We start from the raw sequence: 13,242 nt of genomic DNA on the forward strand, positions 1-13,242 counted from the left end.
GGTGAAGCTATGTTAAACCGCGAGCTCGAAGTCACCCTCAATCTTGCCTTCAAGGAGGCCCGTTCGAAGCGTCATGAATTCATGACCGTCGAACATCTGCTGCTGGCACTCCTGGACAATGAGGCTGCCGCGACCGTTCTGCGCGCCTGTGGCGCCAATCTCGACAAGCTCAAGCACGACCTGCAAGAGTTCATCGATTCGACCACGCCGCTGATTCCTGTCAACGATGAAGACAGGGAAACCCAGCCAACCCTGGGCTTCCAGCGTGTGCTGCAACGCGCCGTGTTCCACGTACAAAGCTCTGGCAAGCGTGAAGTGACCGGCGCCAACGTACTGGTGGCGATTTTCAGCGAACAGGAAAGCCAGGCCGTGTTCCTGCTCAAGCAGCAGAGCGTGGCCCGCATCGATGTGGTCAACTACATCGCCCATGGCATCTCCAAGGTGCCGGGGCATGGCTCGCAATCCGAGAGCGACCAGGACATGCAGGACGAAGAGGGCGGTGAAACCTCTTCTTCCAGCAACCCGCTGGACGCCTATGCCAGCAACCTCAACGAGCTGGCACGTGCTGGCCGTATCGACCCGCTGGTAGGCCGCGAGCAGGAAGTGGAGCGCGTTGCGCAGATCCTTGCCCGCCGCCGCAAGAACAACCCGCTGCTGGTGGGTGAGGCCGGGGTGGGCAAAACGGCGATTGCCGAAGGGCTGGCCAAGCGTATTGTCGATGGCCAGGTGCCTGACCTGCTGGCACAGAGCGTGGTGTACTCGCTCGACCTGGGCGCGCTGCTGGCCGGTACCAAGTACCGCGGCGACTTCGAGAAGCGCTTCAAGGCGCTGCTTGGCGAGCTGCGCAAGCGCCCGCAGGCCATTCTGTTCATCGATGAGATCCACACCATCATCGGTGCCGGTGCGGCGTCGGGTGGGGTAATGGATGCGTCCAACCTGCTCAAGCCGCTGTTGTCTTCGGGTGAAATCCGCTGCATCGGCTCCACGACCTTCCAGGAATTCCGTGGCATCTTCGAGAAGGACCGTGCCTTGGCGCGGCGCTTCCAGAAGGTAGACGTCAGCGAACCCTCGGTTGAAGACACCGTGGGCATCCTGCGCGGCCTGAAAGGGCGGTTCGAAAGCCACCACAATATCGAGTACAGCGACGAAGCCCTGCGCGCCGCCGCCGAGCTGGCCTCGCGCTACATCAATGACCGGCACATGCCGGACAAGGCCATCGACGTGATCGACGAGGCTGGCGCCTACCAGCGCCTGCAGCCGGAGGCCAGCCGCGTCAAGCGCATCGACGTACCGCAGGTGGAGGATATCGTCGCCAAGATTGCGCGAATTCCGCCGAAGCATGTCAGCAGCTCCGACAAGGAACTGCTGCGTAACCTGGAGCGCGACCTGAAGCTGACCGTTTTCGGTCAGGACCAGGCCATCGATTCGCTGTCCACGGCCATCAAGCTGTCGCGTGCCGGCCTCAAGGCACCTGACAAGCCAGTGGGTTCGTTCCTCTTTGCCGGCCCTACCGGCGTCGGCAAGACCGAAGCGGCCCGGCAATTGGCCAAGGCGCTAGGTGTGGAGCTGGTGCGCTTCGATATGTCCGAGTACATGGAGCGCCATACCGTTTCGCGCTTGATCGGTGCACCGCCTGGCTATGTCGGGTTCGACCAGGGTGGTCTGCTGACCGAGGCGATTACCAAGCAGCCGCATTGCGTGTTGCTGCTCGACGAAATCGAGAAGGCGCACCCGGAGGTCTTCAACCTGCTGCTGCAGGTGATGGACCACGGTACCCTTACCGACAACAACGGGCGCAAGGCCGACTTCCGTAACGTGATCCTGATCATGACCACCAACGCCGGCGCGGAAACCGCGTCGCGGGCCTCGATCGGCTTCACCCATCAGGACCATGCGTCCGATGCGATGGAAGTGATCCGCAAGAGCTTTACGCCAGAGTTCCGCAACCGCCTGGATACCATCATTCAGTTTGGCCGCCTGAGCACCGAAACCATCAAGAGCATCGTCGACAAGTTCCTTATCGAACTGCAGGCGCAGCTCGAAGACAAGCGCGTGCTGCTTGAGGTCAGCGACGAGGCCCGCGGCTGGCTGGCGGCCTCGGGGTATGACGTGCAGATGGGCGCGCGGCCGATGGCGCGGTTGATTCAGGACAAGATCAAGCGGCCGCTGGCCGAGGAGATCCTGTTTGGTGAGTTGGCCGAGCATGGCGGTGTGGTGCACGTCGACTTGCGCGATGGCGAGTTGGTGTTCGACTTCGAGACCACGGCTGAAGTAGCGTGATAAATGGGGCTGCAACGCAGCCCCTTACAAACTTGAAGCCATGAAAAAGCCCGGCACTTGGCCGGGCTTTTTCATGGCTGGAGCTTAGCGCGCACGGTAGGTGATGCGGCCCTTGCTCAGGTCATAAGGCGTCAGCTCGACGCGGACCTTGTCGCCAGTGAGAATACGAATGTAGTTTTTGCGCATCTTTCCGGAGATGTGCGCGGTTACGACGTGCCCGTTTTCCAACTCCACGCGGAACATGGTGTTGGGCAGGGTGTCGACGACAGTACCTTCCATTTCGAAGCTGTCTTCTTTCGACATGCAGTTGAGCCCTCGGTGTCCAGTGTTGGCCCGACGCATATCCGCACCGGGCAAAAAAGTGGCGTGGATTATGCCGGAAAACTGTGTGTCAAGCCAATGCTTTCAGTTGAGGGTGACCCAGCGCTGGTTTATCAACAATTCGATGGGCCGATACTGTGTCTTGTAGTTCATCTTCTTGCAGTTCTTGATCCAGTAGCCCAGGTACACCGCCTCCAGATCCTTGCGCAGGGCTTCGCCGATCTGCCAGAGAATGGCGAAACGGCCCAGGCTGCGGCGCTCTTCGTTGGGCTCGTAGAAGGTGTAGACCGCTGACAGGCCATTGGGCAGCACGTCGCACACGGCCACTGCCATCAGCCGGCCGGCCAGGCGAAATTCGTAGAACCAGCAGAAGGGCAGGTCCCGCACCAGGAAGGTGGAAAACTGGTCGCGGCTGGGTGGGTACATGTCACCGTCGGCATGGCGGGTTTCGATATAACGCCGGTACAGCTCGAAATACTCTTCCTTGAACGCCGGCCGCGCTGCGCTCACGGTGAGGTCGGCATTGCGCTTGAGGATGCGCCGCTGCTGGCGGTTGGGAATGAAGCGGGCCGCGGGAATGCGCGCTGGTACGCAGGCGTTGCAGTTCTGGCAGTGGGGGCGATACAAGTGGTCGCCACTGCGGCGAAAACCCATGTCCGACAAGTCGGCATAGACGTTCACGTCCATCGGCTGGCTGGGGTCGAGGAACAGCGTGGTTGCCTGCTCGTCGGGCAGGTAACTGCAGGAGTGGGGTTGAGTGGCATAGAACTTCAACCGCGCCAACTCTGTCATGATCAACCCCTCGGTGAGACTTTGTTCTAAGTGTAAGCCAGCCAGGGAAAACCGCCTAGGCAACCACCCAGGTCGCGCTGTTGGGCTGGTCGAGGTGGCGGGCCAGGTAGCGGGCGAACTCGGCGCGGCTGATGGCATGGGCGCCGAGGCTGTGCAGGTGGTTGGTGGGCATCTGGCAGTCGATCAGTACGAAGCCGGCCTGGCGCAGGTGCTCGACCAGGGTCACGAAACCGACCTTGGAGGCGTTGTCGGCGCGGCTGAACATCGATTCGCCGAAGAACAACTGGCCCATGGCCAGGCCGTACAGGCCGCCGACCAGTTCGCCGTGCTGGCGTACTTCGACCGAGTGGGCAATGCCGCGACGGTGCAGTTCGCAGTAGGCGTTGCGCATGGTGTCGGTGATCCAGGTGCCGTCGGCGTAATCGCGGGGGGCGGCGCAGGCGTCGATGACCGCCGGGAAGTCGCTGTCGAAACTGACCTGGTAGCGCCCCTGGCGCATCAGCTTGGCCAGCGAGCGCGATACGTGAAGCTGGTCGGGCAGCAACACCGTGCGCGGGTCGGGTGACCACCACAGGATCGGCTGGCCGTCCTGGTACCAGGGGAAGCAGCCATGGCGGTAGGCCTGCACCAGCCGTTCGGGGCTCAGGTCGCCGCCGGCGGCGAGCAGGCCGTTGGGTTCGTGCAGGGCCTTTTCCAGGGGCGGGAAGGTCAGCGAGTCGCGGGTCAGCCAGGTGAGCATGGTCTATCGTGCGGTGGGGGAGGGGAGCGGGCAGCATGGCGTGCGCGCCCGGCAGGGTCAATGGCTGAGCGCCCGCAGCGCCGGCCAGGGCCGGCACGGCCGCGGAATTCGGGCAATTTCCTGCGCATTGATGAAACCACAGGCACCATCCGCTACATTTGCTGTCATACCTGTGCAAAAACACAGCATAAGCCTTTGTCACGAAAGAAAATGCGTGCTCAAATTGCAGGTATGTGAAAGTCGCCCCCGCTTGAGCGCCTTATGGCGCGCCGTCATGGCAGTGGGCGGGCAGTAATGTTAAAAGTAGTGGTTCATTGGCCGCACTGCCGGCCGAGCACTATTGGACGCGCAACACGCGCAGGAATAGACGTGTTTTGAAGAAATCCACCGCAACCCCAGCTCCCTTGCCCGTGCCCCTGTGGCGGCAGCAGCTGCATTATCGCCTCAAGGAAGGTGCGTTGATCGCCGTTGGCGCTCTGTGCCTGTACCTGTGGATGGCGCTGCTGACCTACGACACTTCGGATCCGGGCTTCAGCCACACCGCCACCGTCGACCAGGTGCAGAACGCCGCCGGGCGTGCCGGTGCCTACTTTGCCGACATCCTGTTCATGGTGTTGGGTTACTTCGCCTATATCTTCCCGCTGCTGCTGGCGGTGAAAACCTGGCAGATCTTCCGCCAGCGCCATCAGCCCTGGGACTGGAGCGGCTGGCTGTTTTCCTGGCGGCTGATCGGCCTGGTGTTCCTGGTGCTGTCGGGGGCGGCGCTGGCGCATATCCACTTCCATTCGCCTGCGAGCTTGCCGTTTTCTGCCGGCGGCGCCCTGGGCGAAAGCCTTGGCGACCTGGCGCGCAACCTGCTGAACGTGCAGGGCAGTACGCTGATGTTCATCGCCCTGTTCCTGTTCGGCCTGACCGTGTTCACCGACCTGTCGTGGTTCAAGGTGATGGACCTGACGGGCAAGATCACCCTCGACCTGTTCGAACTGGTACAGGGCGCCGCCAATCGCTGGTGGGAAGCCCGCAACGAACGCAAGCGCCTTGAAGCGCAGTTGCGTGAGGATGAGCCTGTAGTGAAGGCCGCGCCAACGGTCGCCGAGAAACGCGAACCCGCCAAACCGGCGCTGCGTGAGCGCATCTTCAAGCGTGAAGAGGCGCCGGCAGCGGTGGTCGAGCCCCGCGAGCCGACCCTCGGGCGCGAGCCCGTTGCCCCGGTCCGCGAACCGGCCCTGGCCCGCGAGCCGGTGGTGCCGCCCCGCGAGCCAAGCCTTGCCCGTGTGCCGTCGTCCACGCCAACCATCGTGCCCCCGGCCGCAGACAAGGCGCCAGAGCCGAGCAAGCGGGTGATGAAAGAGAAGCAGACGCCGCTGTTCATCGACAGCGCCGTGGAGGGCACGCTGCCGTCGATATCCATCCTCGACCCGGCCGAACAGAAGAAGATCGAGTACTCGCCAGAATCCCTGGCCGGTGTCGGTCAGTTGCTGGAAATCAAGCTCAAGGAGTTCGGCGTTGAGGTCTCGGTGGACTCCATCCACCCAGGCCCGGTGATCACCCGTTACGAAATCCAGCCTGCCGCAGGCGTCAAGGTCAGCCGTATCGCCAACCTGGCCAAGGACCTGGCGCGGTCGCTGGCGGTGACCAGCGTGCGTGTGGTCGAGGTCATCCCCGGCAAGACCACCGTGGGTATCGAGATCCCCAACGAAAACCGCCAGATGGTGCGTTTCTCCGAAGTGCTGGCCACGCCGCAGTACGACGAGCAGAAGTCCCCTGTCACCCTGGCCCTGGGCCACGACATTGGCGGCAAGCCGGTGATTACCGACCTGGCCAAGATGCCCCACCTGTTGGTGGCCGGTACCACGGGTTCCGGTAAGTCGGTGGGGGTCAACGCGATGATCCTGTCGATCCTGTTCAAGTCCAGTCCGGAAGACGCGCGGCTGATCATGATCGACCCGAAAATGCTCGAGCTGTCGATCTACGAAGGCATTCCGCACCTGTTGTGCCCGGTGGTCACCGACATGAAGGACGCCGCCAACGCCCTGCGCTGGAGCGTGGCCGAGATGGAGCGCCGCTACAAACTGATGGCGGCCATGGGTGTGCGTAACCTGGCCGGCTTCAACCGCAAGATCAAGGACGCCCAGGAAGCCGGGGAAATCATCCACGACCCGCTGTACCGCCGCGAAAGCATGGACGACGAGCCGCCGGCGTTGAAAACCCTGCCGACCATCGTGGTGGTGGTCGACGAATTCGCCGACATGATGATGATTGTCGGCAAGAAGGTCGAAGAACTGATCGCCCGTATCGCGCAGAAAGCGCGTGCGGCGGGCATTCACCTTATCCTCGCCACCCAGCGCCCGTCGGTCGACGTGATCACCGGTCTGATCAAGGCCAACATCCCGACCCGCATGGCCTTCCAGGTGTCGAGCAAGATCGACTCGCGGACCATTATCGACCAGGGCGGTGCCGAACAACTGCTGGGCCACGGTGACATGCTGTACATGCCGCCGGGCACCAGCCTGCCGATCCGGGTGCATGGCGCGTTCGTTTCCGACGACGAGGTGCACCGCACGGTCGAGGCGTGGAAGCTGCGCGGCGCCCCAGACTACAACGACGACATTCTCAATGGCGTGGAAGAAGCCGGCAGCGGCTTCGACGGCGGCGGCGGTGGTGGTGATGGCGACGATGCCGAAACCGATGCGCTGTATGATGAAGCGGTGCAGTTCGTGCTCGAGAGCCGTCGTGCTTCCATTTCTGCGGTACAGCGCAAACTGAAGATCGGCTACAACCGTGCCGCCCGCATGATCGAGTCGATGGAAATGGCCGGCGTCGTTACCCCGATGAACAGCAACGGCTCGCGGGAAGTAATTGCCCCAGGCGGCCCGCGCGACTGATGAACACCCTGCCGGGCGCCAGCGTTGGCGCCTGGCCCTTTCAATGCTCAATGAGGATTCCCATGCGCGCGATTCGCATGCTGTTGGTTTCTGCCCTGACCCTGGGCTCGGTTACCGCTTATGCCGGTGAGCAGGATGTGCAACGCCTGACCCAGTTGCTGGAAAAGTCACAGACCATCGAGGCCAATTTCTCCCAGCTGACCTTGGGCGCCGATGGCACCAGCCTGCAGGAAACCTCGGGCAAGATGACCGTCAAGCGTCCGGGCCTGTTCTACTGGCATACCGACGCACCGCAGGAGCAAGTGGTGGTGTCGGACGGCAAGAACGTCACCCTGTGGGACCCGGACCTGGAACAGGCCACCATCAAGAAGCTCGATGTGCGCCTGAACCAGACCCCGGCGCTGCTGCTGTCGGGTGATGTGTCGAAAATCAGCCAGAGCTTCGACATCACCTCGAAGGAGCAGGGCGAAGTGATGGACTTCACCCTCAAGCCGAAAACCAAGGACACCTTGTTCGACTCGCTGCGCGTGTCGTTCCGCAAGGGCCTGATCAATGACATGCAGCTGATCGACAGCGTCGGCCAGCGCACCAACATCCTGTTCAATGGCGTCAAGGCCAACCAGGCGGTGCCGGACAGCAGGTTCAAGTTCGACATTCCCAAAGGTGCGGACGTGATCAAGGAGTAACCAGAGCTCGCCATGGACCTGTTTCGAAGCGAACCTGTCGCCCAGCCTCTGGCGGCCCGCCTGCGCCCGTCCAACCTGGACGAGTACGTAGGCCAGGAGCACCTGCTGGCGCGCGGCAAACCGCTGCGCGAGGCATTGGAGCAAGGCGCGCTGCACTCGATGATCTTCTGGGGGCCGCCAGGGGTAGGCAAGACCACCCTGGCGCGGCTGCTGGCGCAGTTCTGTGATGCGCATTTCGAAACCGTGTCGGCGGTACTGGCCGGGGTGAAGGAAATTCGCCAGGCGGTGGAGGTTGCCAAGCAGCAGGCAGGGCAATACGGCCGCCGCACCATTCTGTTCGTCGACGAGGTGCACCGCTTCAACAAGTCGCAGCAGGATGCCTTCTTGCCCTACGTGGAAGACGGCACCCTGCTGTTCATTGGCGCCACCACCGAAAACCCCTCGTTCGAGCTCAACAACGCACTGTTGTCGCGGGCGCGGGTGTATGTGCTCAAAAGCCTGGACGAGGCGGCGTTGCGCAAGCTGGTCGCCCGCGCCCTCACCGAGGAGCGTGGCCTGGGCAAGCGCAACCTGCGGGTGGGCGAGGATGCCTTCAAGATGCTGATGGCCGCCGCAGACGGCGATGGCCGGCGCATGCTCAATTTTCTCGAAAATGCCTCGGACCTGGCCGAAGACGGCAGTGAAATCGACGTCGAGATGCTGCAGAGCCTGTTGGGCGACAGCCGTCGCCGTTTCGACAAGGGCGGCGAAGCGTTCTACGACCAGATTTCCGCGCTGCACAAATCGGTACGCGGTTCCAACCCGGACGGCGCCCTGTACTGGTTCGCGCGCATGCTCGACGGCGGCTGCGACCCGCTGTACATCGCCCGCCGTGTGGTGCGCATGGCCAGCGAAGACATTGGCAACGCCGACCCGCGGGCGCTCGGCTTGTGCCTGGCGGCCTGGGATGTACAAGAGCGCCTGGGTAGCCCCGAAGGCGAGCTGGCGGTGGCCCAGGCCATCACCTACCTCGCCTGTGCGCCGAAGAGCAACGCGGTGTACATGGGCTTCAAGACCGCCCTGCGCGAAGCCGCCGAGCATGGCTCGCTGGAAGTGCCACTGCACTTGCGCAATGCGCCCACCAAGCTCATGAAGCAACTGGGTTATGGCGACGAGTACCGCTACGCCCATGACGAGCCCGACGCCTATGCGGCCGGTGAGGACTACTTCCCCGATGCACTCGAGCCGCGCCAGTATTACCAGCCGGTGCCGCGCGGCCTGGAACTGAAAATCGGCGAGAAGCTGCGCCACCTGGCCGACCTGGACCGCAACAGCCCCCGTCAGCGGAGAAAACCATGATTGCCTTGATCGCTGCTGTGAGTGCCGGGGGCGTGGCCGGTACGTTGCTGCGCTTCGCCACCGCCAATTGGGTCACCGCCCACTGGCCACGGCACTTCTATGCCGGTACGCTGGCGGTCAACCTGGTCGGCTGCCTGCTGATCGGCCTGCTCTACGGCTTGTTCCTGCACAAGCCACTGGCGCCGGTCGAGTTGCGCGCCGGCTTGATCGTCGGCTTCCTTGGTGGCCTAACAACTTTTTCCTCTTTTTCGCTCGATACCGTGCGCCTCATGGAAAGCGGGCAAGTGCCGCTGGCCTTGGGCTATACCAGTATCAGCGTAGTGGGCGGGCTGCTCGCGACCTGGGCCGGCCTGTCCCTGACCCGTTTCTGAACCAACACCTACCTATAACGAGAGAACGATATGCTCGATTCCAAACTGTTACGCGGCCAACTTCAGGAAGTGGCGGATCGCCTGGCCTCCCGTGGCTTCAGCCTGGATGTCGCGCGCATCGAATCACTGGAAGAACGCCGCAAGGCGGTGCAGACCCGTACCGAGCAACTGCAGGCCGAGCGTAACGCCCGTTCCAAGTCCATCGGCCAGGCCAAAGCCAAAGGCGAGGACATCGCCCCACTGATGGCCGATGTCGAGCGCATGGCCAATGAGCTGGCGGCCGGCAAGGCCGAGCTGGACCAGATCCAGGCCGAGCTGGACGGCATCCTGCTGACCATCCCCAACTTGCCGGATGCCAGCGTACCGGTCGGTGCCAGCGAAGACGACAACGTTGAAGTGCGCCGTTGGGGCACCCCGCAAACCTTCGATTTCGACATCAAGGACCACGTTGCCCTGGGTGAACTCAGCGGTGGCCTGGACTTCGAAGCCGCCGCCAAGCTGTCCGGCGCACGCTTTGCCGTGCTGCGCGGGCCGATTGCCCGCCTGCACCGCGCCCTGGCGCAGTTCATGATCAACCTGCACACCGGCGAGCACGGTTACGAGGAACACTACACCCCGTACCTGGTGCAGGCCCCAGCGCTGCAGGGCACTGGCCAGTTGCCGAAGTTCGAAGAAGACCTGTTCAAGATTACCCGCGAAGGCGAGGCTGACTTCTACCTGATCCCGACTGCCGAGGTGTCGCTGACCAACCTGGTGGCAGGCGCGATTCTGGACGCCAAGCAACTGCCGCTGAAGCTGGTTGCCCACACCCCGTGCTTCCGCAGTGAAGCGGGCGCTTCCGGCCGCGACACCCGCGGCATGATCCGCCAGCACCAGTTCGACAAGGTCGAGATGGTGCAGGTGGTGGAGCCGGCGAAATCGATGGAAGCCCTGGAGGGGCTGACGGCCAACGCCGAGCGCGTGCTGCAGCTGCTGGAGCTGCCGTACCGCGTGCTGGCCCTGTGCACCGGCGACATGGGCTTCGGCGCGGTGAAAACCTATGACCTGGAAGTGTGGGTGCCGAGCCAGGACAAGTACCGTGAAATCAGCTCGTGCTCCAACTGCGGCGACTTCCAGGCGCGCCGCATGCAGGCCCGCTGGCGCAACCCGGAAACCGGCAAGCCAGAACTGGTACACACCCTCAACGGGTCCGGCCTGGCGGTTGGCCGTACCTTGGTTGCGGTGCTGGAAAACTACCAGCAGGCCGACGGCTCGATCCGCGTGCCAGAGGTGCTGAAGCCTTACATGGGCGGCGTCGAGGTCATCCGCTAAATGGATTATCTGCCGCTGTTCCACAAGCTGCAGGGCGGCCGTGTACTGGTCGTCGGCGGCGGTGAGATCGCCTTGCGCAAGGCGCGCTTGCTGGCGGATGCCGGGAGTGTGCTGCGCGTGGTGGCGCCGGACGTCGACGGCCAGTTGGCTGCGTTGGCCCGGGAAGGTGGCGGTGAGGTGCTGGTGCGTGGCTACCAGGCCGCCGACCTGGTCGGGTGCCGGCTGGTGATCGCCGCCACTGACGACCCTGGGCTGAACGCGCAGGTGTCGGCCGATGCGCAGGCCGTCAGCCTGCCAGTCAACGTGGTGGACGCGCCGGCCTTGTGCACGGTGATCTTCCCGGCGATTGTCGACCGTTCACCGTTGGTGATTGCGGTCTCCAGTGGCGGGGACGCTCCGGTGCTGGCGCGTCTGATTCGCGCCAAGCTGGAAGCCTGGATCCCGGCTGCCTACGGTGAGCTGGCCGGGCTGGCGGCGCGGTTCCGGCACAAGGTCAAGTCCTTGTATCCGGACGTGAACCAGCGCCGCGGCTTCTGGGAGACCGTGTTCCAGGGCCCGATCGCCGAGCGCCAGCTGGCCGGGCAGGGCGCCGAAGCCGAACGCCTGTTGCAGGCGATGGTGGAGGGCGCACCGGTGCAGCAGGGGGGCGAGGTGTACCTGGTAGGTGCGGGCCCGGGCGACCCGGACCTGCTCACCTTCCGCGCCTTGCGCCTCATGCAGCAGGCCGATGTGGTGCTGTATGACCGCCTGGTGGCCCCGGCGATCATCGATATGTGCCGGCGTGATGCCGAGCGTATCTACGTTGGCAAGCGCCGCGCTGACCACGCCGTCCCGCAGGACCAGATCAACCGCCTGTTGGTTGACCTGGCCCAGCAAGGCAAACGCGTGCTGCGCCTGAAGGGCGGCGACCCGTTCATTTTTGGGCGCGGTGGCGAAGAGATCGAAGAGCTGGCCGAGCATGGCATCCCCTTCCAGGTGGTGCCGGGTATTACGGCGGCCAGTGGCTGTTCCGCCTATGGCGGCATTCCACTGACCCATCGTGACCATGCCCAGTCGGTGCGCTTCGTGACCGGGCACCTCAAGGATGGCACCAGCAACCTGCCATGGAATGACCTGGTGGCGCCGGCCCAGACCCTGGTGTTCTACATGGGTTTGGTGGGCTTGCCTACGATCTGCGCAGAGCTGATTCGCCATGGGCGTGCGGCCAGTACCCCGGCGGCCTTGGTGCAGCAAGGTACTACGCGTAACCAGCGGGTGTTCACCGGTACCTTGGCGGACTTGCCGGAGCTGGTGGCCCAGCATGAAGTGCATGCGCCGACCCTGGTGATTGTTGGGGAAGTGGTGCAGTTGCGCGACAAGCTGGCCTGGTTTGAAGGTTCGCAGAACAGCTGAAACCGCCGGGGCCGCTTTGCGGCCCATCGCGACACAAGGCCGCTCCTACACACCCTGTAGGAGCGGCCTTGTGTCGCGATGGGCTGCAAAGCAGCCCCCAGTGCCTCAACCCTGCCAAATCCCTTTACCCACCAACCGCTCCCGATCATGCAGCTGGTTGAAATCCTGCAACGGCCCCTTAGGCACGATCCCGTTCGGGTTGATGGTCTTGTGGCTCATGTAATAGTGCTTCTGGATATGCTCCATATCTACAGTCCCCGCCACCCCCGGCCACTGGTACAGCTCACGCAGCCAGTTCGACAGGTTGTGATAATCGCTGAGGCGCCGCAGGTTGCACTTGAAGTGCCCGTGATACACAGCGTCGAAGCGCACCAGCGTGGTGAACAGGCGCACATCGGCTTCAGTCAGGTATTCGCCCGCCAGGTAGCGATTGCGGCCTAAAAGCTCTTCCAGGTAATCCAGCTCGTTGAACACGTCATCGAACGCCGCCTCGTAGGCCTCCTGCGTAGTCGCGAAGCCGGCGCGATAGACGCCGTTGTTCACCGCCGGATAGATACGTTCATTCAGCGCCTCGATAGCCGGGCGCAGCGGCGCTGGGTACAGGTCGAGGGTGTTGCCGGTCAACGCGTTGAACGCGCTGTTGAAAATGCGAATGATCTCAGCCGACTCATTGTTGACGATGCGTTGCTCTTTCTTGTCCCACAGCACGGGTACTGTCACCCGGCCGGTGTAGTACGGGTCGTCCTGGGTATAACGCTGATGCAGGTACTGCAGTGCATCGAGGTGATCGCCGCTGGAGCCTTGTTGCTGGTCGAAGGTCCAGCCATGGTCTTGCATCAGCCAGCTCACTACCGAAACGTCGATCAACGGCGCCAGGCCTTTGATGGCGCGGAAGATCAACGTGCGGTGGGCCCAAGGGCAGGCCAGCGACACGTACAGGTGGTAACGGCCGGCTTCGGGGGCAGGCAACGAATGGCGGCGCTGGGCGTTTTCGCGTTTGAAGGTGCCGTCCTTGCCGTTTTCATACCACTGATCATGCCAGCGGCCGTCGATCAAAAGGCCCATGGTGAGCTCCTGGAACAAAGGGTTTGTCGTTGGAGCCCAGTCTAGGCCAGATCGTTCGAAGA

The 13,242-nt window shown here is 63.2% G+C and carries 11 protein-coding genes; 7 read left to right on the plus strand and 4 right to left on the minus strand.

What is annotated here, in order from left to right; all coding sequences use genetic code 11:
* Positions 1 to 9: 9 nt before the first annotated feature.
* On the plus strand, positions 10 to 2,280 hold the full coding sequence (clpA, locus tag K4A76_RS09155) for an ATP-dependent Clp protease ATP-binding subunit ClpA (protein WP_054912650.1): 2,271 nt from the start codon (positions 10 to 12) through the stop codon (positions 2,278 to 2,280).
* Positions 2,281 to 2,364: 84 nt separating this feature from the next.
* On the opposite strand, the gene infA is transcribed toward clpA, so the two are convergent.
* From infA to aat, 3 genes are all read right to left on the minus strand, one after another.
* Entirely contained in the window at positions 2,365 to 2,583 is a 219-nt protein-coding gene (gene infA / locus K4A76_RS09160; protein WP_002553999.1) for a translation initiation factor IF-1, read from the minus strand.
* Positions 2,584 to 2,685: 102 nt separating this feature from the next.
* Positions 2,686 to 3,393, minus strand: coding sequence for an arginyltransferase (locus tag K4A76_RS09165; protein ID WP_274412000.1), 708 nt, complete (start codon positions 3,391 to 3,393; stop codon positions 2,686 to 2,688).
* A gap of 55 nt (positions 3,394 to 3,448) precedes the next feature.
* On the minus strand, positions 3,449 to 4,132 hold the full coding sequence (gene aat / locus K4A76_RS09170; protein ID WP_054881605.1) for a leucyl/phenylalanyl-tRNA--protein transferase: 684 nt from the start codon (positions 4,130 to 4,132) through the stop codon (positions 3,449 to 3,451).
* 323 nt (positions 4,133 to 4,455) lie between these two features.
* Here aat and K4A76_RS09175 point away from each other — a divergent pair, with 323 nt between their 5' ends.
* The 6 genes from K4A76_RS09175 (at position 4,456) to cysG (ending at position 12,115) form a co-directional block, all read left to right on the plus strand.
* The gene (locus K4A76_RS09175) at positions 4,456 to 7,017 is read left to right on the plus strand and encodes a DNA translocase FtsK (RefSeq protein ID WP_370593809.1); all 2,562 of its coding nucleotides are present in this window, start codon (positions 4,456 to 4,458) and stop codon (positions 7,015 to 7,017) included.
* Between the two features lie 62 nt (positions 7,018 to 7,079).
* Positions 7,080 to 7,703, plus strand: a complete 624-nt coding sequence (gene lolA / locus K4A76_RS09180) for an outer membrane lipoprotein chaperone LolA (RefSeq protein ID WP_009683108.1) — start codon at positions 7,080 to 7,082, stop codon at positions 7,701 to 7,703.
* A gap of 12 nt (positions 7,704 to 7,715) precedes the next feature.
* Positions 7,716 to 9,041, plus strand: coding sequence for a replication-associated recombination protein A (locus K4A76_RS09185; protein ID WP_274412001.1), 1,326 nt, complete (start codon positions 7,716 to 7,718; stop codon positions 9,039 to 9,041).
* Positions 9,038 to 9,412 carry a fluoride efflux transporter CrcB gene (crcB, locus tag K4A76_RS09190; protein WP_009683106.1) on the plus strand — a complete coding sequence of 125 codons (375 nt, stop codon included), beginning with the start codon at positions 9,038 to 9,040 and terminating at the stop codon, positions 9,410 to 9,412. The genes K4A76_RS09185 and crcB overlap by 4 nt, the downstream gene beginning before the upstream one ends.
* Before the next feature lie 30 nt (positions 9,413 to 9,442).
* Positions 9,443 to 10,723, plus strand: a complete 1,281-nt coding sequence (gene serS / locus K4A76_RS09195; RefSeq protein WP_274412002.1) for a serine--tRNA ligase — start codon at positions 9,443 to 9,445, stop codon at positions 10,721 to 10,723.
* Positions 10,724 to 12,115 carry a siroheme synthase CysG gene (gene cysG, locus K4A76_RS09200; RefSeq protein WP_054912653.1) on the plus strand — a complete coding sequence of 464 codons (1,392 nt, stop codon included), beginning with the start codon at positions 10,724 to 10,726 and terminating at the stop codon, positions 12,113 to 12,115. It begins immediately after the preceding gene.
* A 105-nt stretch (positions 12,116 to 12,220) separates the two neighbouring features.
* Here cysG and K4A76_RS09205 read toward each other — a convergent pair whose 3' ends face one another.
* On the minus strand, positions 12,221 to 13,180 hold the full coding sequence (locus K4A76_RS09205) for a glutathione S-transferase family protein (RefSeq protein WP_274412003.1): 960 nt from the start codon (positions 13,178 to 13,180) through the stop codon (positions 12,221 to 12,223).
* Positions 13,181 to 13,242: the final 62 nt, after the last annotated feature.

Origin of the sequence: Pseudomonas sp. NEEL19 (genome assembly GCF_028751975.1) — a bacterium.
GTDB classification, from domain to species: Bacteria; Pseudomonadota; Gammaproteobacteria; order Pseudomonadales; family Pseudomonadaceae; genus Aquipseudomonas; species Aquipseudomonas juntendi.